The organism is Paenibacillus sp. J22P143, assembly GCF_059692035.1.
In genome coordinates this window covers 767,312-791,537 of sequence record NZ_JCAUAQ010000001.1, presented here as the reverse complement: position 1 = coordinate 791,537, position 24,226 = coordinate 767,312, and the positions used below count along the sequence as shown (strand labels likewise).

The 24,226-nt window shown below is 43.9% G+C and carries 19 protein-coding genes; all 19 read left to right on the top strand.

The annotated features are described in order from the left end of the window. Positions 1-6: 6 nt before the first annotated feature. The 19 genes from AC58PQ_RS03670 (at position 7) to AC58PQ_RS03580 (ending at position 24,213) form a co-directional block, all read left to right on the top strand. Entirely contained in the window at positions 7-447 is a 441-nt protein-coding gene (locus AC58PQ_RS03670) for a glycoside hydrolase N-terminal domain-containing protein (protein ID WP_497240637.1), read from the top strand. A gap of 54 nt (positions 448-501) precedes the next feature. Further along, positions 502-714 carry a hypothetical protein gene (locus AC58PQ_RS03665; RefSeq protein WP_497240594.1) on the top strand — a complete coding sequence of 71 codons (213 nt, stop codon included), beginning with the start codon at positions 502-504 and terminating at the stop codon, positions 712-714. 837 nt (positions 715-1,551) lie between these two features. After that, entirely contained in the window at positions 1,552-2,166 is a 615-nt protein-coding gene (locus AC58PQ_RS03660) for a helix-turn-helix transcriptional regulator (RefSeq protein WP_497240593.1), read from the top strand. 737 nt (positions 2,167-2,903) lie between these two features. Further along, a complete protein-coding gene (locus tag AC58PQ_RS03655) occupies positions 2,904-4,382 on the top strand; it encodes a sugar ABC transporter ATP-binding protein (protein ID WP_497240592.1) in 1,479 nt (492 codons plus the stop codon). Between the two features lie 19 nt (positions 4,383-4,401). Next, positions 4,402-5,376, top strand: a complete 975-nt coding sequence (locus AC58PQ_RS03650) for an ABC transporter permease (RefSeq protein WP_497240591.1) — start codon at positions 4,402-4,404, stop codon at positions 5,374-5,376. 59 nt (positions 5,377-5,435) lie between these two features. Continuing rightward, positions 5,436-6,491 (top strand): substrate-binding domain-containing protein, encoded by a 1,056-nt coding sequence (locus tag AC58PQ_RS03645; RefSeq protein ID WP_497240590.1) that lies wholly within the window; start codon positions 5,436-5,438, stop codon positions 6,489-6,491. Positions 6,492-6,514: 23 nt separating this feature from the next. Continuing rightward, on the top strand, positions 6,515-7,477 hold the full coding sequence (locus AC58PQ_RS03640; RefSeq protein ID WP_497240589.1) for a sugar phosphate isomerase/epimerase family protein: 963 nt from the start codon (positions 6,515-6,517) through the stop codon (positions 7,475-7,477). Between the two features lie 20 nt (positions 7,478-7,497). After that, positions 7,498-8,634 (top strand): Gfo/Idh/MocA family protein, encoded by a 1,137-nt coding sequence (locus tag AC58PQ_RS03635; protein ID WP_497240636.1) that lies wholly within the window; start codon positions 7,498-7,500, stop codon positions 8,632-8,634. Between the two features lie 134 nt (positions 8,635-8,768). Continuing rightward, positions 8,769-8,957, top strand: a complete 189-nt coding sequence (locus tag AC58PQ_RS03630) for a hypothetical protein (protein ID WP_497240588.1) — start codon at positions 8,769-8,771, stop codon at positions 8,955-8,957. 295 nt (positions 8,958-9,252) lie between these two features. Next, on the top strand, positions 9,253-10,104 hold the full coding sequence (locus AC58PQ_RS03625; protein ID WP_497240587.1) for a sugar phosphate isomerase/epimerase family protein: 852 nt from the start codon (positions 9,253-9,255) through the stop codon (positions 10,102-10,104). Between the two features lie 16 nt (positions 10,105-10,120). Further along, positions 10,121-10,912 (top strand): TatD family hydrolase, encoded by a 792-nt coding sequence (locus AC58PQ_RS03620; protein WP_497240586.1) that lies wholly within the window; start codon positions 10,121-10,123, stop codon positions 10,910-10,912. Between the two features lie 32 nt (positions 10,913-10,944). Continuing rightward, positions 10,945-11,805: a sugar phosphate isomerase/epimerase family protein gene (locus AC58PQ_RS03615; RefSeq protein WP_497240585.1), complete on the top strand. Its 861-nt coding sequence runs from the start codon at positions 10,945-10,947 to the stop codon at positions 11,803-11,805. After that, a complete protein-coding gene (gene eboC, locus AC58PQ_RS03610; protein ID WP_497240584.1) occupies positions 11,805-12,674 on the top strand; it encodes a UbiA-like protein EboC in 870 nt (289 codons plus the stop codon). The genes AC58PQ_RS03615 and eboC overlap by 1 nt, the downstream gene beginning before the upstream one ends. Before the next feature lie 30 nt (positions 12,675-12,704). Continuing rightward, entirely contained in the window at positions 12,705-14,054 is a 1,350-nt protein-coding gene (locus tag AC58PQ_RS03605) for an alkaline phosphatase family protein (protein WP_497240583.1), read from the top strand. A 14-nt stretch (positions 14,055-14,068) separates the two neighbouring features. Beyond that, positions 14,069-14,869: a TIM barrel protein gene (locus tag AC58PQ_RS03600; RefSeq protein ID WP_497240582.1), complete on the top strand. Its 801-nt coding sequence runs from the start codon at positions 14,069-14,071 to the stop codon at positions 14,867-14,869. Then, positions 14,785-15,999, top strand: coding sequence for a 2-deoxy-scyllo-inosose synthase (locus AC58PQ_RS03595; RefSeq protein ID WP_497240635.1), 1,215 nt, complete (start codon positions 14,785-14,787; stop codon positions 15,997-15,999). Before AC58PQ_RS03600 ends, AC58PQ_RS03595 begins: the two co-directional genes overlap by 85 nt. Positions 16,000-16,693: 694 nt before the next feature. Continuing rightward, entirely contained in the window at positions 16,694-21,232 is a 4,539-nt protein-coding gene (locus AC58PQ_RS03590; RefSeq protein ID WP_497240581.1) for a ThuA domain-containing protein, read from the top strand. Positions 21,233-21,354: 122 nt separating this feature from the next. Beyond that, positions 21,355-22,275, top strand: coding sequence for a multicopper oxidase family protein (locus tag AC58PQ_RS03585; RefSeq protein ID WP_497240580.1), 921 nt, complete (start codon positions 21,355-21,357; stop codon positions 22,273-22,275). Between the two features lie 6 nt (positions 22,276-22,281). Beyond that, entirely contained in the window at positions 22,282-24,213 is a 1,932-nt protein-coding gene (locus AC58PQ_RS03580) for a chitobiase/beta-hexosaminidase C-terminal domain-containing protein (RefSeq protein WP_497240579.1), read from the top strand. Positions 24,214-24,226: the final 13 nt, after the last annotated feature.

Genomic DNA, 24,226 nt, shown 5'->3' with positions numbered 1-24,226 from the left:
TTGAAAGTGCAGGACAGAGGGACAGAAAATTCTGAAATTCGCAGCGTGTATGGAGAAGAGAATGATTGTTATTCATGCAGTCTCTTCTCTAAAATTTTTTTAAAAAGAAAGTGCTTAACCAGTGACGTAACACAGGAACATCTCCAGTTTAACGAGAGTTCCGTATGGACGGGCAGCAAAACGTCACTAGGGGCTTACCAGAATTTTGGGGATCTGTATCTGGATCTTCCCTCAGTAACAACTGTCGAGAATTACCGTCGTGAGTTAGATCTTGAGGTTGCTATCTCTCGCGTAAATTACAAAGTAGGTACCACGACTTATGCAGGAAACAAAGTCACAATGTCCGGCAATTTGACCCCACTCTCCTATGAAGCGCAGGTCGTGGTTGTTGGTTTCAATGGCTTAAATAATTACTTAATTAATCGCATTAGCGAGATTGAGGACTAATTGGCCATGAAATGGGGGGAGATTATCTTCCCACCATTTCATGGCCTGTAATACGTGAGCAAGTTAATTCAGGTAAAGAAAAGAACTATTCTCTTCGCTCCAGGCTTTATTCTGTATACGCGATTCGTGGTTTATCTGATCATTAGCGCGGCAGTTATTAGCGTATACCATTGGAATAGCATTGGTCCGAAGAAAGTTGTCGGTTTCGCCAACTATATCGAATTGTTTACAAGCGCAGAAATGATTTCTCAGTTTACGAACGCCTAGCAGAATAGTTTGAACATATTCGTGTTAAGCTTATTCATCCTCATTATCCTGCAAATCATTGCAGCCTATATGATCTACACAGAGGGATGTCATTCGGCTCACCGAAGATAAGTTCCAGAATCCGACTACAGGCATTACAACCGCGAATTTTACAATGTCCACAGAAGATTGCAGTTCATTAACTGGGAAAAGTATGGAATACAAATGTCAAGCGAGTATCATTACGTTGCAGATTGATAGGGGGAAGTAGTAATCATGTTGAGGGTGATCATCGTTGAAGACGAGGGGATTTTATTAGAAAAGTACTTGTTCGGATGCCTGTTATGAAGGGGATAAAAATGTTTGATCAGGCTTTGAGACTTCTTGGGTACCATTAATGATTGTCGTGTTAGCTTTAAATTCGTTGTTTTTAGAGAAAGTTGTTTTTATTGTGTTGAGGTTTATAAAGAAAGTATAGATATTTTTATTTTTTTAAGTTTCATTTCTAAGTATGAGGATTTAAGCTCGTTTTAAACAAATTTTGGAGGAGGAATCAAATGAAACATTTCAGCACTTCAATATTGTACATTTGTACGACATTCTTTCGGTCATTATCAAATGGTATTTTTATTTAAAAATGTTTGGTAATTCAATAAATTTGAGTGAGGTAGATAGGATAACATGACAGTTATATTTATAAATGCCCCTCGATTCATATCAACTGCTAAGATTTGTTGCAATCATTTAGACGAGCATCATTTTCTTGTAAATCCGCATACGTCTATCTTTTTACTTCAAGAGGGGCGGGGGGAAGTTTACAACGGGGAGCAGTTGTTATCGATTAGCGAGAGGGACTTATTGGTCATTCATCCATCCACTGAGTATCGCATACGAGCAACTACGGAATTATGCATTAGAGGTGTCTTAATTTCAATTGATGGGTTACACTTTTCAGGTTTGCCTCAAGGACTTTTGTTTGAACCTCATTTACAGCCAATTCTCAAAATTGGGGAAGATTTTTACAAAATCAACAGTATTTTTTCTGATATTCATAAAGAAGCGACCGAAACTGGAGTTGGATTTTTAGACCTTATCACTTCCATGCTTCAAACGTTATTTATTTTAATTTTCAGACTCACTGAGCATCACCTTCGATCATCAACGGATTCCATTTCACAAATTGTGAAGGCTTACATTGAAGGTAATTATGAGAAGGATCTTTCCTTATTTGATTTGGCGGAAATTGTTTATGTAAGCCCATATCATTTGGCTCATATGTTTAAAGTTGAAATTGGAATAGCGCCGATACAGTATTTAATCAAATATCGAATAGAAAAGGCGAAAGTGCTGCTATCCGGAACAAAATTCTCTGTTCAAGCAATTTCCTTGCAGGTCGGTTACCCGAACGCCAACTATTTTAATCTATTATTCAAGAAAATGACCGGTATTTCGCCAGGTAAGTTCAGAAAGTAATCGTAACCAGAAAATTTATGATTACCTCCTTTAGGCAGAATCAACCACCTAGAGCCAATATTCCCCCTATGAATTTACCGCTCCAATAGACATTATGCAGGTTGCCATTCTTGTGCTTTCTCCTGGAAGCATACGAAGCGATTGTTCAATGGATCTAGAAGCGCTTTCGTTGGTTCGGTATCAGGTGTAATCCGTCGATTAAGAGTGATTTTTCAGTTGCTAAAGAAACGGACAGTACTAGTAAAATGGGGATAAGGCACATCGGACAATATACAATATCATTAAATTGACCAGAATTTTCGGTAATATGCGAAGTGTCCATATGCTAACTTATTTTGAAGTGCCCAGTGTATGTATTATGAAGGATACAGGGACGTTTACGCAATTGACTATCTTGATGCGGAAGTGATTGAGGACAGTCCGGCTCGCCTTGTTGTCGCGCTGAAAAATCAAAATGAAATTTACGCAAGAGTCAAGGCATTTATTGAATAACTTGATACCTTCTGATAAATAGAAAATTTTATAACTTGCAGCGTGTAAGGAGAAGAGACTGATTGTTATTCAAACAGTCTCTTCTTCATTTATACATTTAAAGCACTTCTAAATTGATATTGCAATAAGTTGATTAAACAACCACAAGAATGTGTAACTTTTTCCACAATTTAGTTAATTGTTCGATCTATCTCTTTCCATTACGATAGGGGTATGCCTTATTAAATCAGGAAGTAGGTTGAGAAATGCTACTAGAAGTGAAAGGAATATCCAAAAGTTTTTTCAAAGAGAAAGCGCTTAACCAAGTGAATTTCAATTTGAATGCGGGAGAAGCACACGCAATTGTAGGAGAAAACGGTGCAGGTAAATCTACGTTGATGAAAATACTTGCCGGCATTCATCAGCCTGATAATGGAGAGATCAATTTTCATGGAAAACCGGTGACAATTTCGTCGCCAAACATTTCAAAGGAACTTGGTATTTCCATTATTCATCAAGAATTAAATCTTATCCCTAACATGAGCGTGGCGGAAAATATATTCCTTGGACGCGAGCACAGGAAATGGGGCTTCTTCTCCGATTTCGGTTCGATGGTTCGAGAAACGAAATCACTACTAGAAACCTTTGATTTACAACTTGACCCGAATGCGTTGATAAGCAGTCTGAGCATCGGAGAACAGCAGATCGTAGAGATTGCCAAGGCGATGTCAATGAAAGCGGAAATCCTAATCATGGATGAACCGACTGCTGTTCTGGAGGAGAAAGAAGCGCAAAAGCTTTTTGAACTGATTCATCAGTTTAAAAGCAAAGGCGTAGCCATTATCTACATTTCCCATCGGTTAAACGAATTGAAGCGGTTTTGCGACCGAATAACCGTGTTGCGCGATGGTCAATATGTGACGTCCCTTTCTATGGAAGGGCTTACAGAAAGAGAAATCGCAAATTTGATGGTGGGTCGAGAGTTAAGCGATCTGTATCCGGATAAATGCCAACGATTTGGCGATGAGATCCTGAGGGTCGAGCGGCTGACACACAAGCCGAATTTTGAGGACGTAAGTTTCTCCATAAGAAGAGGCGAAATTGTTGGATTCGCAGGATTGATCGGAGCCGGTCGCACAGAACTCGTAAGAACCATCTTCGGAGATTGGAAACCGGAGGCCGGCGCTGTGTATTGGAAAGGCGAGAAAGCAGCGTTCAGGAGTCCATTAGATGCGGTACAAGCAGGTATCGGCTTCGCAACCGAAGATCGGAAACGGACAGGACTTTTTCTGGATTTGGGTGTAACTCAGAATGTTTCTGTAACCTGCTCGCGTAAAGTAAGCAAATGGAGTTTTATTCGCCCCAAATTAGAGAAACAATTTGTGGAACAAAAAATAAACGAATTAAATGTTAAAGTTCATAAACGAACAGCACCCGTCAAAAACTTGAGCGGCGGAAACCAACAGAAGATCGTGCTGGCTAAATGGATTGCTTCTGATAGCGAATTGTTCATTCTAGATGAACCGACCAGAGGCATTGATGTAGGAGCCAGGAAGGAAATCTATGAGATGATTTCCCGATTTGCAGCTGCAGGCAAGGCTGTAATCGTCATTTCATCAGAATTGCCCGAACTTCTTGGATTATGTAACCGCATTCTCGTAATGCATCACGGTCAAATTAAGGGAGAACTCGATCACACCGTCGCCAATGAACAAAATGTAATGGCACTAGCTACAGGACTTTAAATGAAAAGGAGCAAGATACATGTCAACCGCTGCAACGGGAGTCAACAAGGTTGTTAAGCAAGATCGAAACTGGATTAAATATGTGTGGGATCAATACAGCGTGCTATTTGCGCTTATCGTGCTAGTTATTTTTGCTTCAATATTAAGTGAACACTTCTTAAGTGTTGCCAACATTACGAACATACTGAGGCAAGTTTCCATCGTAGGCATCTTATCCCTTGGCATGACGTTTGTGATCATTCTGGGGGGGATTGACTTATCGGTTGGTTCCATATTGGCATTATCTGGCACAGTCGTTATGGCTGCACAAGTCAATTATCATTCCTCAGTCATCGTTTCGATTGCGCTGGGCTTATTATGCGGCGTATTGATCGGTCTGATCAATGGTTTGATGGTTACATACGGGAAAATAACGGCATTCATCGCTACTTTGGCTATGATGACGATCTCAAGATCTCTGGCTCTCTATTATGCAGACGCAGGCGCCATCTCGGGAATGAATTCCTTTTATGCCAAAATCGGCAATAACTATGTGCTCGGCATACCGATTCCGGTTATCATTTTCGCCGTAATGGTATTCCTCTCCTATATCGTGCTTGAGAAAACAGTATTAGGGAGACACATTTATGCTGTTGGAGGCAATTCGCAAGCAGCTCGTCTATCAGCCATTTCGGTATTCCGAGTCACGATCATCGCCTATTTGATTTGTGGATTTACAGCAGCAGTGGGTTCAATTATTGAAACTTCCCGACTTAACTCGATATCGACATCGACCTCCGGAAATATGTATGAATTGGATGCAATTGCTGCCGTTATTATTGGCGGCGCCAGCTTGGCCGGGGGAAGAGGACGCATTCTCGGCACCTTGTTTGGAGTTCTGATACTGGGAGTATTAAGTAATATTATGAATTTGTTAAATATCTCGCCATACTTACAGGGGGTGGTTAAGGGGCTAATTATTGTTGCTGCTGTTTTGCTGCAAAAGAGGGATTAGGAAGAAAACAGGAAATGCCGTTTTGTAATAATACTAAATACTAATTGGAGGGTCATTCAATGAAGAGAAAATTTATGGTATTGCCAATGGTTTTAATGCTTTCTTTCAGTGTATTAACGGGTTGTACGGAGGAAACCGTCAGCAAGCCTAATGTTGATACGAAGACGGAGAGTACGAAAGAAAGTCCGTCTACAGATTCAACAAACGCTGCAGGCACTTATACGATCGGGATATCGCTTCCATCGGCGGATCACGGATGGATGGGCGCAATGGTCGCCAACGCCAAGGCGGAAGCGGAAAAGCATAAGAATGTGAAGTACATCTTGTACACGGCTAAAGATCCTGCCAAGCAAACCTCCGATATCGAAGATTTGATTACCAAAAAAGTTGACGCTGTTGTCATGCTGCCGATGGAATCAGCAGCTTTAACTCCGGCAGCCGAAAAAATAAGCAAAGCGGGAATCCCGCTCATTGTTATCGACCGAGCAGTAAACACAGAAAGCTACCGTACCTATATAGGCGGTGACAATTACGGCATAGGTTATGGAGACGCCAAGTATTTAGTGGAAGCATTGAAGAAGAAGAAGGGCAAGCCAGCGGGTAAAGTCATCGAAATATCCGGCGTGCCGTCTACCGTTACCGATTTAAGATCGAAAGGCTTCCGCGATTATATTAAAGATTTTCCTGAGATTGAAATCGTAGCTACACAGCCTGGCGATTTCACAAGAGAAAAAGCGCTGAAAGCAACAGAGAACATTTTACAAGCCAATAAGCAAATTGATGCTGTCTACTCGCAAGACGATGATATGACGATAGGTATTGTCCAAGCAATCCGTGATGCGAAACGCGATAAAGAAATGTTTATCGTCAGTTCTGGCGGCATGAAAGAAATTTATCAAATGATGAAAGAAAAGCAATTGCCTGAGGTTATCGTATCCCTGACATACGCGCCTACAATGGGAGGCACCGCCGTTAACATGGCAACTAGAATTTTGGAGAAAAAGGGTCTGGAAGGATTCTGGGAAAATTCCGTTCCGCATCACATCGTTTTGGAAGCAACGCCGGTTACATCGGAAAACGTAGATCAATTTATCAAGAAGGATGCCAACTATTGATTCTTTGAAAGGAACAGGTGCTCATGAAACTAGGTGTTTTTACGGTTCTGTTCGGCGATAAGCAATTGGAAGAGGTTCTCGACCTGGCGCAATCGCAGGGGTTGCAGGCGGTAGAAATCGGTACAGGAGGCTATGTGGGCAAGTCCCACATAGCTCCGGCCGAACTATTACAAGATAAGCAAGCGATTAGCAGGATTATAAGGATGACGGGAGAACGAGGGTTGACCATCAGTGCGCTCAGTTGTCATGGCAATCCACTTCATCCGAATCAGGAACAAGCGTTATCTGATCACAAGGATTTTCAGGATACTGTGAAACTCGCCGCTGCCCTTGGCGTAAACACGGTCATCACGTTTTCCGGTTGTCCTGGAGACTCTGAGCATTCGTTATATCCGTCCTGGGTTACATGTCCTTGGCCGCCGGATTTTCTACATGTATTGGAATGGCAGTGGACGAATAAGGTGATTCCATACTGGAAGGAGCAGTCCGAATTTTGCAAGCAATTCGGGGTTCGGGTAGCCATCGAAGCTCATCCGGGCTTTGTCGTCTATAACACAGAGACTGCATTGCGTCTGCGTGAAGCGACAGGAGATAATATCGGCGTCAATTTTGATCCATCTCATTTATTCTGGCAGGGGATGGATCCGGTTGAATGTATTAAGGCATTAGGAAGCGCAATATTCCATGTGCATGCCAAGGATACGCAAATAGATCCCAGGAATACTGCCTTAAATGGCGTGTTGGATGTCAAACCGTATTCGGATGAGCTAAACAGATCATGGATTTTTCGTACGATCGGGTATGGCGCAGACGCTAAAGTATGGAAAAGCATTGTGAGCACACTGCAAAAAGTAGGTTACGATGGCGCTATCAGTATCGAACATGAAGATAGTTTAATGTCTGTGAATGAAGGGTATACGAAAGCGGTACGCTTTCTTAATGACATCTTGATTCACGAGAAGGCAGGTGAAATGTGGTGGGCTTAAAGCCAAAACTTCGAGTCGGCATGGTAGGCTACAAATTTATGGGAAAAGCGCATAGCCATGCTTACAAAGATATCGGCATGTTCTTTGATTTGAATAAATCCCTTGAAATGAAAGCGATTTGTGGAAGAGATGAAGCCAAAGTTAAGGAGGCGTCAGAGCGATTCGGTTGGAGTGAGTATGAAACGGACTGGCGAGCCCTGATTGCAAGGAGTGATATTGATCTAATTGATGTCAATGCGCCAAGTAATTCGCACAAGGAAATCGTCATGGCTGCGATTCAAGCAGGTAAGCATGTATTTTGCGAGAAGCCCCTTGCGTTAAATCTGCAGGATGCCAGAGAAATGCTTAGTGCGGCGGAAGAAGCGGGCATTGCGCATGCTGTTTGTTTCAACTACCGCTATCTCCCTGCGGTTCAATTGGCCAAGCAGCTTATCGATGAGGGAAGATTGGGCGAAATTCATCATTATAGAGCGACTTATTTGCAGGATTGGCTCGTAGATCCAAACTTTCCGCTTGCATGGAGGCTGCAAAAGGAAGTTGCCGGCTCCGGTTCGCACGGAGATTTGAATGCCCATTGCGTTGACTTGGCTAGATATTTGATCGGTGACATTGACAAGGTTGTCGGTCAGCAAAAAACGTTTGTCAAACAGCGTCCCATTGCCAAATCAATGGTCGGGTTAACGGCAGTTTCATCTGATGAGATGGGAGCTGTGACGGTTGACGATGCGACCTCTTTCCTCGCACAATTTAAAAACGGAGCATTGGGCACTTTCGAGGCGACTCGATTTGCGACAGGTTGGAAGAATGGCAATACGTTCGAGATTTATGGTAGCAATGGCGCCGTTCGTTTCAATTTGGAACGTTTGAACGAGTTAGAAGTATTTCTGCGTGAGGATGAACCACATCTTCAAGGCTTCAGAACTATTATGGCTACAGAAAGCGTTCATAAATATGCCGCGCAATGGTGGCCGCCGGGTCACACAATAGGCTATGAGCATGCATTCATTCATTTGATTTATGAAATGATTAGCAGTATGGACTCGTGCGATCCCAGAACATATCCCGATTTTTATGATGGAATGAAATGCCAACAAGTACTCGAGGCTGTAGAACAATCCATTGAAACCCAATCCTGGGTATATGTAGATGAGCTCTAAAATTGAAATCTACGCATAATGCTGAAGGAGATAAAACTTTGTATCAATTTCAGCGTTATGATTTGTTAAAATTTAAGTTCACAGCCAAATCTGTATCCTAGGCAATCAATACGACAATTTCTGTTGATCAAGTTGTGATTGCCAATGCACAGGGGAGTGAGCTACAGGTTGGCGGAACCTCCCGTCAGATCCAAATAACTGCACCTAGTACAACTGTAGATAAGTCGCTCTTGAATGCAACGATCGCAAGCGCTCAGGCGAAGTACGATGCAGCTGTGGAAGGCAATGGAGATGGACTGTATGCGATTGGCTCTAAAGCGTAATTGCAGTCGGCTATCGATGCGGCCTAAGCGATAGCAAACGCTTCGAATGCCACACAGCAGCAGGTGGATAATGAGAAAACCGCCCTGGAAGCGGCGATTCAAGTGTTCACAAGCAAGCTAATCACCGCAGATATCAATGGAGGCGGTATATCAAAAAATCGCAAGAATATATAATTTCCTCTCAATATAGTTAATTTACCCAAAATATCATATAATTTACAATAAATTTATTCCCAATTCTTAAATATGAAAACGCTTGATCCATTGACCCATCATGCGGTAAAAGGAGGTTCAAATGCGATACGCAATCAGTAGTAATGTTTACACTCGTTTCTCATTACTTGAATCCATTGATAGAATTCATCACTGCGGATATTCAGCACTGGAAATCCTTGCCGACTTTCCTCATGTAAGTCCTCTCGATGTTACCTATCATGAAGCGAAACAAGTGTCACGTTTGTTGGAGCAAAGAGGAATGTCCGTCAGTAATATCAACGCCAATACTGCGGTTTGCGTATATCCACTGGCTCAGAACAGCGGAGAGACAATTTTTGAGCCTTCGTTATGCAATCGCAGAGAAGAAGTGCGACTTCAAAGAATTCGGTATACCGAAAGGTGTATAGATCTGGCTGTGGAATGGGGGGCATCTTGCGTCAGTATTACATCAGGAAAATGTCTTGCTGGAAATCATCCTGATCAAGCCTATGGATTGTTAGTTGATTCTATAGCCCGCATTTTGCAATATGCGGAAAAAAGAAGTATACGAATCGGCATGGAATATGAACCAGGATTGTTAATTGAAAATGCAAATGAGGCCCAGCGTGTTCTGGAAGCATTCGATTGCAACTCGTTCGGAATTAATTTGGATATTGGACATGCCGAAGTTCTCGGAGAGCCATTGGCAGAAACCATACTACGTTTTGGCGAGAAAATTACGAATATTCACCTCGAAGATATCCGGGGCCACAAGCATTACCATCTCATTCCCGGCGAAGGAGATATTCATTTTGAGGCGGTTTTGGAAGCGCTTCAATCAATTGGGTATGATCGTTATATCACGTTTGAAATATATCCGTACTCTGATGACCCCGATGGGGCTGCAAAACGTGCGCTTGCGCACATGTTGAATTACAACTTCACACACTAAGGAGTGGGATTAACTTATGCGTATTATAGATCCGCACGTACATATGTTTTCAAGGACTGTTGATGATTATGAAAGAATGTCTTTAAGCGGTATTGAAATTGTTGTTGAACCTGCATTCTGGCTTGGAAGCGAACGGACATCCGTTCACACCTATTATGATTATTTCCGCCATATTCTTGACTTTGAACCGACAAGAGCAAAAAAATATGACATTGAACATTATTCATGTATTGCCGCAAACCCCAAAGAAGCAAACAATCTGGAGCTTGCTCTTCAAGTCGTTGAGGGAATGGAACCGTTTCTAGAGCATCCGAGATGCTTGGCGGTTGGCGAAATCGGTTTTGACAAAATTACGGATGCGGAAGAAACGGTGATGCGCAGACAGCTTGAACTAGCCAAGAAAAAGGACATGCTGGTCATGGTTCATATTCCGCACTTCAATAAACGGGAAGGTACGAGAAGAACAATTGCCATTCTGGAAGAAATCGGTATGCGCCCTGAGAAGGTGCTGCTGGATCACAACATTGAAGAGACGGTAGACCTCGCTTTGGAATATGGGGCATGGGCTGGAATGACCGTATATCCGGGGAAGATTACACCGGAAAGGGCGATAGCCATTATGAAAGAGCATGGAACGGATCGGGTTATGATTAACAGTGCATGCGACTGGGGACCTGCTGATCCGATCAGTGTTCCCCGCACATGCAAAAAAATGAAAGAAGCGGGTTTCTCCCAGGAAGAGATTCAAAAGGTCGTATGGAACAATCCTTATCAGTTCTATAAAATGTCGGGGAAACTAAACGTTTAGATACCAAAGATAACAAGAAGGAGGAACAGGGAATGAAGCTGGGTTTCAGTGCAAATGCATATAAAAGATTCGACTTGCTGACAACGATAGATACTTTGCAAGAAATTGGGTTTGAAGGAATAGAAATCTTGTGTGATATTCCACATGCCTATCCTCCCGATTTAACCCAGGCGCAAAGAGAAAAAATTAAAAAAAGAGCAGAAAATAAAGGGATACAGATATGCAACTTGAACGCTTTCATGTTATATGCTCTTGGGGATTGCTGGCGTCCTTCCTACATTGAACGGGAAGCAAGCGAAAGGCGGAAAAGGATCAATCACACATTAAGTTGTATTGATCTGGCTGCAGAGTGGGGAGTCCCACATTTGTCCATTGAGCCTGGAGGGCCGCTTGATGGCGCGAAGGAAGATTGGGCGCTCGATGTCTTTGAGGAAGCGATTCGCGAAATTGCCGAACACGCTGAAAAAAAAGGTGTCATTGTGATGATTGAGCCGGAGCCGGAGTTATTAATTGAAACGTCTTCTCAATTTTTGAAGTTCATGGAACGTATATCGTCGCCCCAGATCGCTCTAAATTTTGATATAGGTCACTTCTTCTGTGCGGGGGAAGATCCTGTGCAATTGGTCAGCCGATTGGCGCCATATACAAGACACTATCATCTAGAAGATATTTCGTCTTCAAGAATACACCACCATTTGGTTCCCGGGGAAGGAGTCATTGACTTTAGAGGGATCCTGTCTGAAATTGCAAAAACAAACTATGATGGTTTTATTACGATTGAACTTTACCCGTATGAAGAAGATCCGATACCCGCCACGATGAAAGCGTTTTCGTATATTTCTCCCATGATTAAAGAAGTGATGGGCGCAAATACAGCGACGAGAGGCTCCTAATGAAAGCCTATTTACAACTCCTTCGGGTTCCCAATTTAGTAACATCTGCCGGTGATGTATTAGCCGGAGCATTCATAGTCTCCAACATGAGTTCGGGTCCCTACGCGATGTTGTGGCTTCTGCTTCTTTCTTCGATCATGCTTTATGCGGGAGGCGTTGTTTTGAATGATGTGATGGATGCCTCCCTGGACCAAATCGAACGTCCTGAACGTCCCATACCGTCTGGGAAAATTGGCAGAGAGCAAGCATTCATGCTGTCATGCTTACTATTGCTTGGCGGTATAATCCTGTCTCTTGCGTTCAGTCAATTTAGTTTTTATATTTCCTTGGCCTTGGCTTTGTGTATTGTAATCTACAATATCTGGGCAAAAAAATACGGAGTCCCGGGAGCGCTGGTAATGGCTCTTTGCCGGGCGCTGAACTTATTGCTCGGTTTTTCATTTGTACATGAATATTTTTGGGATTTTGCGTTGCTTGCATTGCTTCCTTTTCTTCATATCATTGGCGTTACGTCTCTGAGCAGAGGGGAGAATCACGGCTATACATCAAAAAGGATTTTGCTCATTGCGATGATTCCTCTTGGCATCGTGCTTTGGTTTATTGGTTATGAAATGTTAATAGGTTCATTTGCATTCATGGAACTTTTTTTTATTGCACTATACTGTTTTTTTCAGGGTTTGGCCTATTACCCTGCGATACGAGAACCAAAGCCTGTATTCATAAAGCGGGGAGTAAAATATGGAATTCTGTCATTGCTGTTATTAAATGCAGCACTCGTTTCCATTTTTGACGGAAGTCTTCACGCACTCATCGTTGCCCTTCTTATTGTCGTATCATTGTGGTTGTCACGATCCATATCCATGACCTAGTAGAACACGAGAGGAGAATACTATACTACTATGCCTAGACAAGCCAAGCGTGTTATTGTTCTCGATCTGGTTGCCTTAACGCCAGCTCATCTAAAGAACAGCCAATTAACTCCAAATTTGAATCGTATTGCTGCGAAAGGCAGCGTATCTAGAATAAAACCTGTGTTTCCTGCAGTGACAGGCGCGATGCAAGCTACACTAACGACAGGAGTTGAACCAAACCGCCATGGGATTGTGGGTAATGGTCGGTTTGACCGCAAGCAAAGTGAAGTGTTGATGTGGGAACAGACGATTGCTCCGCTCGAGGGGGAACGGATGTGGGAAACATTAAAACGACTTGATCCCGACTCGAAGACCGCAGTTTTATTTATGCAGCATATCAAGTATGACAGTGCGGATTTCATCGTTACCCCGTCTCCCATACATCTCGAACAGGGGATGGAGGAATGGTATTTTTCGAATCCTCGAGGATTATATGAACAAATCGCCGAGAAACAAGGTCCTTTCAAGCTCCATTCCTTTTGGGGTCCATTGGCGGGTGCAGCTTCCAGTGAGTGGATCTCAAAGGCAGCGCTCCACATCTTTGAGGATCATCATCCAACCTTGACGTACGTCTATTTGCCAAACCTGGATTATCAGGCTCAGCGGTTTGGCCCCGACAGCGAGCAGCAACGAGAGGCGATCATGGAGATTGACCAAATTGTTGGCCAGTTTGTGGACTCACTTGAACAAATGGGGGAGTTGGAGGATACGGCTGTGGTCATACTCTCCGAATATGCGCTTCATCCTGTGGAATCTCCCGTTTACTTAAATCGTTTTCTCCGGGAACAAGGATGGTTGCAAGTCATTGAACTTAACGGCAAAGAGTATCTTGATACCTTTCATAGTCAGGCATTTGCCGTCGTTGATCATCAAATTGCTCACATTTATATTAATGATCCGAAGATTGTCGATGATGTGAAGAAAGCTTTAAAAGAGTTGAACGGGGTTGATCAAGTTCTTGACGATTCTGGTAAAAAGGAATGGAATCTGGACCATTCGAATGCAGGTGAACTTATAGCGATTGCATATCGAAATGCATGGTTTGCCTATTATTGGTGGAATGACCCGGATGCGGCTCCTCCTTATGCAACAACCATTGATATCCATCGGAAGCCCGGTTACGATCCGGTAGAGCTGTTCATGGATTTTAAGACGAGATCTATTCCTTTAACACCTGAACTCATCCGAGGCTCGCATGGCGTTCTTCCAGTAACTGAAGACGATCTGGTAACTCTTATTGCCATAGGTCCATCGCATGAAGTCGTTAATCAATCGGACATATGGCATGCAAGGGATATCCCGTCAATGATTTTCAATATGCTGGGGCATTCTTCCTAGAAAGGGGAAGTGATATGAACGATAAGATAGACTTACCTTTCCTGTTTGAAATATCCTCAGTTCCCTGGGATCATGGCGACCTGCGAATGCCGCTCGAGAGGAAGGACGTCATTTTTTCCAATGCTGAGTGGCGCCCTAGCGAGCTGGAATCGTTTCGCAAACATGTGGAACTATTGAAGGAAATGAATTGCAAACACGTTATTATCCGTGAAGTAGGAGGATCCGTGCATTGGGATCCGACTCGCTCGAATAACGAGAAAGAGGTAGTAAGATTAACGGACGATCAATGGAATTTTTTCGTAGAAGGATTGCATTTGGCGGGTGAAATTTGTCAGTCGAACAACATGCAATTGGTTTATCAACATCACATCGGTACGATTGTCGACAAAGCCAAAGAAATCCGGAAATTAATGGAAGCGACGGATCCGAATCTCTTGCATTTATTGCTGGACACCGGACATGCGTATTATGGCGGGGGCGATCCGCTTGCACTGTTAAATCATTACTATGAGCGCATTCGATATATTCATCTCACGGATATCAGGCAGTCTGTCTTAAATTATGTAAGGGAAAAATCAATTGACTTCGTTGGCTCTGTGGAACAAGGGGTATTTACGGTCCCTGGAGACGGTTGGATTCAATTTGATCCTATATTTAAAAAGTTGATCGATAACCAATTCGATGGACGGGTGATCGTCGGGTGGGATCGGGATTGGGCGGTTGTTGATCCATCTGCAGATGTAAGCAAATCAAAAAAATATGTCGACAAGATCCTTTCTGGCTACGATGGGCCTTACCAACGAATGGAGGGGTAACTATTTTTCGAAGACAGATTCAATTTGGTACTCATTGTTATGATTTCATTTCAGGCGAAGGCGTACTTCATCAGGTTGAGGAATGGATGGATCCTTTGGCAACGGATAAGTACATAATAATTAGCGATAGCGGAATTCCGGAATCCATCGTTTCTACAACGCTAGCTGCATTTGCAAAAGCGGGAACAACCAGTTTGCTTATTTTTCCTCCTGGAGAGAAGCATAAAGACTTGTCTACCGTTCAAGATTTATGCATGGAGGCGCTTAATCTTGGTGCGGATCGACGAACAGCGATAGTGGCTCTTGGAGGCGGGGTAACAGGAAACATTGCAGGAATGGTCGCCGGGATGTTGTTCCGTGGATTACCGCTCATTCATATACCAACAACCTTAATTGCCGCTTCCGATTCCGTATTATCATTAAAGCAAGGCGTGAATCTGGGGCAATGGAAAAATATTGTCGGTTTTTATTACACGCCAAAGGTCGTCTGTGTGGAGCTGTCGTTTCTGCAAAGTTTGCCGGAAAGAGAGATCCGTTCCGGCCTTTGTGAATTTGTAAAAAATATGTTGGCAATTCTTCCTCATGAAACGGAGAAACAGCGTAACCTGCTAAAAGCATCTTGCCAATATCGCATGGAAGAACTTCAGCAGGTTATCGAGTTTTGTATTGAGGCAAAAATGACGGTTATGCGGGATGACCCCTATGAAAAAAATCACGCAGTTGTGTTAGAGTATGGCCATACGGTCGGGCATGCCATGGAATTGATCGGTAACGGGAAGTACACGCATGGGGAGTCCATTGCCTTCGGTATGCTGTGTGCTTCAACGATCTCCAGACGGTTGGGTCTTCTGACGCAAAATGAAGCGGATCTGCATCGCGAGCTTCTGGAACTTATCGGTTTTCATGCAATACCTCCAATATCTTGGATGACAGAAATCGAGGGATATTTGTCGCGTGATAATAAAAAGGGGTACAGACGAGATGTTCCCGGCAAAACGGGTTTCGTTCTTCTGAATGGATTGGGTAGCCTTAATCAAGAGGAAGGCTCTTTTATATCGTACGTTGATGATGCCCTTGTACGTGAATCAATTCGTTTTCAGATAGAAACGTCGCCTCTTTTTATTGTTTAGCACATTCACTTCAAGTGGTTTGTCGACTGTGAATGAGTATAAAGCCTTCAACTCCCTTATTGGCGATATTTGAAGGCTCTATTTACTTTCCATTCCATAATATTAAATATGCCTTCAAGTGTTTCTAATTTGTGCATGTGTACTAGATTCTTGCGGTCTTTGTTAAATCGTATTGTTGTCCAAAGCAAATAATTATTTAATAAGCATTATAATGCTGGAAAACTTAAACAGCCTCGATCGGATCCGACACCCACGACATCTAAATCACAAATTGTAAAGGCTTACAACAAATGGGCTTCCAACTACTCCAAAATCTTGCTTAAATTCAAAGACAACCAATTTCAGTTATCACCGATAATGCTGCAAACTTGATCAATATGGCAGCATAATCGCTTGCAGCGATCCCCCACACCTTCAAGGTTACGGAAGCGTTATCATAACCGAATGTGTGCACATATAAAGTAAATTGGTGGCTTACGGGACACATCATTTCATTTCAAGCCTGCATCTCTCATGACTGTGAAATTTATGGCTTGCTTTTGGATGGAAGCGGTGGATCAAACATGAAGGAAAGGAGCGATGCACGTTTTGTTGAGTTTATATGGATAAGAGTAGTAAATCCATAATTAATTTGATTTAGAAGAAGAGAAATGCTCTAACAGTCAAAATTATCTTTGATGGGAGTCATGATGAAATGCGTATTAAAAAAGTTAAAGTATTAATCATATTTCGCTTGATGTTATTGGCATCATTATTAGTAAGTTTCATCCCTGTTCAACAAGCAAGCGCACATGAGGGCGAGCATCACAAGGTACTGGTGTTTACGAAAACAACCGGTTTTCGACATGCATCCGTTGATCAGGGTGCTAAAGTAGCTTTGCCTCAGATGGCGGCAAAATACGGTTTTACAGTCGATTTTACGGAAAATGCCGCAGACATCAATGCAGCCAAACTTGCTAACTATGATGTTGTCTTTTTTGCAGGCACGACTGGCAATATTAGTACTTGGGGTTTAACGGAGCAGCAAAAGCAAGATTTCCTGAATTTTATTAAATCAGGCAAAGGTTTTGTAGGCGCACATTCCGCAACCGATACCGGAGCTGATTGGGCGGAGTACGTCGACATGATAGGGGCCTCCTTCAAAAACCATCCATGGGATCAAACGGTAACCTTCAACGTGGAGGATGAAAACAATCCGGCTACATCCCATCTGGGTTCAAAATGGGAAGCGAAGGAAGAAGTGTATTACTTTAATGGAGATCCCCGTGCCAACGGGAAGCATATTCTCTTAAGCTTGAATATGACTAGCAACGGTGTTACAGGCGATCCGCTTGTTGAGGATCATCCGAATGCTTGGTGCAGTCCAGTCAGCCAAGGAAGAATGTTCTATACGGCCTTGGGTCATCATACGGAAACTTGGTTTGATGAAGCTTTCCAAAAACATCTTCTAGGTGGACTCCAGTATGCATGGGGTGAAGCAACCGATACGAATTGCGACCAGCCTTCACCGAGAGTGGGCTTGCAAAAGCTTCCACTGACTAAGTCTATTACAAGCCCTGTTGCTCTGGATGTCGCCAAAGATGGCACGGTCTTTGCGATCAGCTTACTTGGCAAAGTCTATGAAGTATCACAGGAAGGGGATACAAAAGAAATATTAAATATCCCAACCACCCTTTCATCTGAACACGGATTAATGGGAATTGCCCTTGATCCTGAATTTGATGTAAATCACTACATCTACTTGTTTTATACAAATCCTGTGAAACAGAATAACAAACTGATTAACCATCTTTCACGGTTTACTTACGAAAACGGAGTGCTCAATCCAGCCACGGAGCAGATCTTATTGGATCTTCCTTCGGATGACAGCGGTAACCATCAAGGCGGGTATGTCGATTTTGGCCCGGATGGGAAGATATATTTGACGTCCGGAGACAATCAATCGCCAACACAAGGTTCGCAAGTAGGCGCCTTGCAGACATCCCAGAACTACGATGATATGCGGGGGTCCATTCTCCGCATTAATAAGGACGGATCCGCTCCGACCGACAATCCATTCTATACCGACAACAATCAACGGGATGCGCGAGATTTCATTTATGCAAAAGGATTCCGTAACCCGTACCGTATTTCCTTCGAGACAAAGTCTAACGGCAAAATGGTCATTTATGAAGGGGATGTTGGCCCGGATGGAACCTTTAACGGAGGAGCTAACGGAGACTTCGATGAATTCAATGCCGTAACTGCTCCAGGCCAAAATTTCGGTTGGCCATACGGGATTGGCAACATAGCTTATAGCAACGCTGGATTTGCAGAAAAATTTGCCCCAACCAAAAAGGCTATTGCTTTCTATCCATATGCCAATAAAGCACCATGGGGAAGCGGAGGAAGAACGGCAATGGCAGGTCCGGTGTATACCTATACGGGACCGAATGCGATTCCAGGCCTTCAAGGTAAGTTCTTGGCATACGATTTTTCCCGCAACTGGGTTAAAGCCGTTACAACAGATGATAACGGAGAATTCACAAAAGTCGATGATTTTTTATCCGGATTGAAAGCCCCGATTGACATGAAACTTGGACCGGACGGTGCGCTTTATATCGTCGAATTTGGAACCTCTTGGGGTCCTGATGCTAACGAATCCATTTCAAAAGTTTTCTATGGAAGAATGGACAGAAAGCCGGTTGTCATAGCCAAGGTAGACTCGACAAACGGACGCACGCCGCTAACGGTCCATTTCGATACAACAGGAACCGCGGATCCGGATGGCGATGCCATTACTTATGCGTGGAATTTCGGAGACGGACAAACATCAATGGAAGCAAAACCTTCGCATACGTATACGGCAAACGGGGTTTACAACGTCAAATTGACTGTAACGGACAGTACCGATAAATTTTCCGTTTGGAACACAAGCATTACGGTAGGCAATACCGTCCCTACATTGAAAATCACGTCGCCTGTGACCGGAAAATTCTTTACTAACGGGCAAACTGTCACTGCTTCTGCAGTTGCAGATGACGAGGAAGATGGCGAGATCGCGTGTGGAAATATCCGTTGGTCTTCGTTGTTGCTTCATGACAGCCACTTCCATCCGGTGGAAACGAAAACTGGTTGTCAAGCTGTATTCAGCTTGCAGGACGATGCACACGGACCGGAAGCAAAAATTTCTTGGCAAATCGTCGCGGAAGTTACCGATCATGGGGCAGTTGGATCAGCGCCGTTAAGCGCAACCGATTCCATTACCTTCAAGCCTAAGCGCATTCAAGCTGAAGACTACGATGCACATCAAGGAATCCAGACGGAGGATACAACCGATGTTTACGGCGGTAAAAACGTCGGCTATACCGATGCTAACGACTGGCTCCTATTCAAACACATTGACATGAAAAACATCGAGAAAATTTACTTCCGAATGGCATCCCAATCCGCCGCACTTAATGTCGATGTGCGTTTGGACAGCCCGACTGGCGAGAAAGTGGGTAACGCTACGGGAGTAACCAGCGGTGGATGGCAAAATTGGACAACAGTTAAGGCCAATATAAACCGAACAACATCAACAGCAACAGACTTTCATGATGTTTACATTGTTTTCCCGACGGGAGGACAAAACATCAATTGGCTCCAGTTTGCACTTCCTGGCGATGCAGCTCCTCCAGAAGCATGTGCCGTAAGCTGTGTTGAGCCCCCGGACTTTAGCAAAGCAATTAACAGATCCGGTTGGACGGCAACAGCCAGCCATTCGGGCGAAACGCCATCCAGAGCATTTGACGGCAATAATTCGACCCGTTGGACAACTGGCGCGGTTGCAGTGCCGGGCATGTGGTACCAGCTCGACATGGGGAAAGTGAATAATATCAATCGTATCTATGCCAATCACGGAACGAACACCGATTTCTTCCGCGGATATGATTTGCTTGTTTCTACGGATGGACAAACGTGGACTAAAGTAGCAGGCAAAGATTCCAGTTGGAGCGGCGCAGTTCAAATGGACGAGAGCTTTGCGCCCGTTGATGCGCGCTACGTTAAAATCGTGAATTTGGGATCAATCTCTAATAAATATATTTCCATTCATGAATTGTATGCATTCGCTGTGGAGAATAAGACGCTTACTAGCATAACAGCTCCTGCAATGATAACGGGAGTGGCCAACGGAACGGCAAAGACGGCAGCAGCCCTTGGCTTGCCTTCCACCGTTGAATTGGCTACCAATGCTGGAAAAGTGAATGCCAATGTGACATGGGATGTTGGCGCTTCAAGCTATGACCCAGCTCTAAAGACTGCACAAACCTTCGCTGTGGGTGGAACTGTAACCTTGCCGGCAGGGGTGGCAAATCCGAACAGTGTGGCATTGACAACAAACGTCAGTGTAACCGTATTGCCGGCGCCAACACCAAAGTCTACATTGACAGGTGTACAGCAGGTGACCACTGGCCAAACATTCGATATAACGATGGGGTTAAGCAACGTTACGCAAAGTGTTTACCAGGTAATGTACGCTCAAGATTTGACGCTTCACTATGATCCGGCGAAATTGCAATTCGAATCGGTTGCATCGCTGAAGGACGGATTCCAAGTTATCGATAAAATGGAGTCTGTGCCGGGACAAATCCGGATTGCAGCTGCAAGCGTGAAAGAGAATCAAGCAGTGCCTGGCGTTCCTGCACAAGGCGATCTGATCTCATTCAAATTTAAAGTTAAATCTTTAACTCAGGCGACCAATACGGCAGTTTCTGTAGACCTTGTCGTTATTGCCAACGGACAGGGGAATGAGCTGAAGGTCGACGGAGCCTCCCGCGAGATACAGATAACTGTACCGAGTACACCTGTAAATAAGGCGCTCTTGAACGAAACGATCACAAGCGCTCAGGCGAAGTTCGCTGCAGCAGTAGAAGGCAGTGAGAACGGACTGTATGTGATTGGCTCCAAAGCGCCATTGCAGTCGGCTATCAATACGGCTACTGCAATAGCGAATAATTCGAACGCGACTCAGCAGCAGGTAGACGATGCGAAAACTGCATTGGCAGCGGCAATTCAAGTGTTAGAAAGCAAGAAAATAAACGCAGAAATTAATGGACAAGGCGGTATCTCAGTCGGAGACTTGGCTGCCGTTGCAGCTGCTTACGGCAAACAATCAGGTCAAGCGGGCTGGAATGAGAAAGTGGATGTAAACCACGACGGCAAAGTTGACATTACAGACCTTGCAATCGTAGCTAGAGCGATCTTGAAATAAAACTACGCCGCACTTTAGCGATAGTTAGAGCGGATCGGTAATGAAATGGGGGAGGGGGAGATCTATTATTCTCCCCCCCCCTTATCTTTTGGAATAAGAATTTTTATAAAGGAGAATTGCAGATGAGGAAAAGGGGCGTTGTTGCACTCTTTCTGCTCTTTATATGTACTGCGGCATTCAAATTCAGCACGCTGCAATCCATATTCGCGCACGAAACAAACGTAAACAAAATTAATCTGTATGCGACAGATGGATATGTTACGATGCCAGACGGAAGCTCAATGTATATTTGGGGATATTCTTTGAAGAATGAAAAAGGAACGGCGGTTTATCCGGCGCCTACCCTGGAAGTTGAGGAAGGAGATCAAGTTGAAATTACGCTGACGAATCTGGGTCCCTCTAAGTCAGGGATTCTTCCTGCCGCTCACACCATTCATTTCCATGGGTTGGACACGGATCAGAGGAACGACGGGGTTCCGCACACTTCCTCTCCGGTATTAGTGGGACGAAGCTTTACCTATAGCTTTAAAGTCGATCATGCCGGCACCTATTTCTATCACTGTCATGTAGATACCATTGAGCATTTGCAGATGGGCATGACGGGATCGTTTATCGTGAAGGCGCATATGGGAGCCAAACAGGCGTGGACAGGAGGTCCGTCCTATGACAAAGAAGCGGTGTTTCATATGAACGAGATTGATAGATCTTGGCATGACGCAGTTGAACACAAAGATACGTATGACCGGACATCTTTTATACCGGATTATTGGACAGTAAATAGTGAATTCAAAGCCAAAGGCGAGGGTTCTGAAATACAAGCGCAAGCAGGGGAGACCTTCTTGATCAGACTCATTAATTCCGGTTATGAGAAACGTACATTTCGTATGAATGGCCTAACTTTTAAAGTTATTGCGTCGGATGGCAGGCCTTTGAAGCAGGCCGTTGACAAGCAATCCATAACCTTGGCATCGGCAGAACGATACGATGTATTGGTTAAGTTTGATCAAGCGGGCACTTATCAGGTTAAGGTTGATGGAGAGTAACAATATATGTATATGGAAACTATGGTGGTGATGAGAGGCATGTTTCGTGTCGCAATGATGAAATGGTTTTTTCTCTTATTCACAGCGTTCTGTGCGCTGTTTATTGCTTCTTCCGCAAATGCAAATGCTGCGGAGGCTCGGAAAGTCCAGTTATATGCTACGGATGGCTATCATACCTTGGCGGATGGAAAGCAGGTTTATATTTGGGGCTACAGTCAGGAAAACATACCAGGAACCGCGGTATTTCCGGGACCCAAAATTGAAGCGGAGGAAGGAGATATCGTTGAAGTTACCGTGACCAATATTGGCCCCCAAAAAAACGGAGCCGATTTCCAAGTACGTCCTCTCCGTGTCAAGGTTCTTGATGATCAGAGCGGCGATGATCGGATTCTGTCTGTCGGTCAAAGCGACACCCGGCTAATAAACGCGAGTCAAGCCGGTTCCTATTATTATTATTCCTATGATGCCAATCAATATGGACTTCAGATGGGGTTGAATGGACCTTTTGTCGTGAAAGCCAAAAGCTCGGCCAAACAAGCATGGACCGGCGGACCGAATTATGACAAGGAATATGTATACCACATCAATGAATTCGATACAGAATGGCACCAAACTGCGGAAGCCGGAAATGTTTACGATTATGAAAAGTTCCATCCCCGCTATTGGACAATCAATGCAAAGTCCTTCCCTGATTTGGAAAACGACCCCTCCATCATGATCCATGCTAAAGTAGGGGAAAAAATTATGGTCCGTTTAATAAACCCGGGAAGGGATGAACATCCGATGCATCTTCATGGTCATCACTTTCAGGTCATCGCGGAAAATGGAGTGCCTTTGCCGATTCCCGTAGATAAGGATACCGTTAATCTAGACCCAGGGGAAACGAAGGATATTCTGATTACATTTGACCAAAGCGGTCATTTTCCGTTCCATAGCCATAAAATCGTTGATAATACGAATAACGGAGTTTATCCGGGCGGATTGCATACGATGACGCATATCGAACCGGCTGGAAATACTGGGGAGAAGACGATCACCCTAAAAGTCGGAGAGACACATGCCACCGTAAACGGCGAGCATGTTATGCTCGATGTCGCTCCCTTTCAGTTAAAGGGGGATACCTATGTTCCATTTCAGTTAATCGCCGATCAATTTGGAGGGACATTACAGACGAATGCGAAGGACCGCAATTATATCTATAAGACGGGAAACTCAGAACTTCAGTTATGGTTAATACAAAAGCAAGGCATTATGAACGGACAGCAGGTACAATTGCAGTCACCCATCTTGCAAGTAAAAGGAAAAGTGATGGTTCCATTAAGCGTGATATCGACCTATTTATGTTCGACAGTTGACATGGATCATTCTTCAGACGCGATTACGATAAAGTATCAAACCGGTCAGGAGTGCCATATTCCCGATCGCGATCGGACAGCGCCTGTAGTTCAGGCCGCTCCGGCAGGAGGCACCTATAGTTCAACTCAGAACGTGACTTTAAATATTCAAGACGATGATCCGAATGCCGTAATTTATTATACGCTGGATGGTTCTGCACCGACGAAGTCATCTGCTATATACACAAGTCCAATTCCGATCTCCCCAAATACAATATTGAAATTTATCGGAATAGATACTTCAGGTAATGCCAGTGATGTCCAAACGGAAAGCTATATCATCGAATCTGCTTCCGAACTATTGGTAGAAGTCATGAATGACCGATTCTCCTCGGCTCAAATTACAGTCAAAAAAGGGACTACGGTTACATGGGTTTTGAAGAGCACGATGGAGCATACCGTTAGTTCATATGATGGGCTATTTGATGGTAGGGTCACTCCGAATGGAAATACGAGATTTAGCTATACGTTTAATGAAACAGGTACGTTTAATTACTTTTGTATGATTCATCCGTTTATGCAGGGAAATGTGATCGTCGAATAACAACGGGGAAGGA

What these genes read in the sequence shown, in the direction of transcription:
- AC58PQ_RS03585 (WP_497240580.1), top strand. Translation starts at nt 21,355, where the DNA reads ATGAGGAAAAGGGGCGTTGTTGCACTCTTTCTGCTCTTTATATGTACT.
- AC58PQ_RS03590 (WP_497240581.1), top strand. Translation starts at nt 16,694, where the DNA reads ATGCGTATTAAAAAAGTTAAAGTATTAATCATATTTCGCTTGATGTTA.
- AC58PQ_RS03650 (WP_497240591.1), top strand. Translation starts at nt 4,402, where the DNA reads ATGTCAACCGCTGCAACGGGAGTCAACAAGGTTGTTAAGCAAGATCGA.
- eboC (WP_497240584.1), top strand. Translation starts at nt 11,805, where the DNA reads ATGAAAGCCTATTTACAACTCCTTCGGGTTCCCAATTTAGTAACATCT.
- AC58PQ_RS03580 (WP_497240579.1), top strand. Translation starts at nt 22,282, where the DNA reads ATGTATATGGAAACTATGGTGGTGATGAGAGGCATGTTTCGTGTCGCA.
- AC58PQ_RS03615 (WP_497240585.1), top strand. Translation starts at nt 10,945, where the DNA reads ATGAAGCTGGGTTTCAGTGCAAATGCATATAAAAGATTCGACTTGCTG.
- AC58PQ_RS03605 (WP_497240583.1), top strand. Translation starts at nt 12,705, where the DNA reads ATGCCTAGACAAGCCAAGCGTGTTATTGTTCTCGATCTGGTTGCCTTA.
- AC58PQ_RS03640 (WP_497240589.1), top strand. Translation starts at nt 6,515, where the DNA reads ATGAAACTAGGTGTTTTTACGGTTCTGTTCGGCGATAAGCAATTGGAA.
- AC58PQ_RS03655 (WP_497240592.1), top strand. Translation starts at nt 2,904, where the DNA reads ATGCTACTAGAAGTGAAAGGAATATCCAAAAGTTTTTTCAAAGAGAAA.
- AC58PQ_RS03645 (WP_497240590.1), top strand. Translation starts at nt 5,436, where the DNA reads ATGAAGAGAAAATTTATGGTATTGCCAATGGTTTTAATGCTTTCTTTC.
- AC58PQ_RS03600 (WP_497240582.1), top strand. Translation starts at nt 14,069, where the DNA reads ATGAACGATAAGATAGACTTACCTTTCCTGTTTGAAATATCCTCAGTT.
- AC58PQ_RS03620 (WP_497240586.1), top strand. Translation starts at nt 10,121, where the DNA reads ATGCGTATTATAGATCCGCACGTACATATGTTTTCAAGGACTGTTGAT.
- AC58PQ_RS03625 (WP_497240587.1), top strand. Translation starts at nt 9,253, where the DNA reads ATGCGATACGCAATCAGTAGTAATGTTTACACTCGTTTCTCATTACTT.
- AC58PQ_RS03635 (WP_497240636.1), top strand. Translation starts at nt 7,498, where the DNA reads ATGGTAGGCTACAAATTTATGGGAAAAGCGCATAGCCATGCTTACAAA.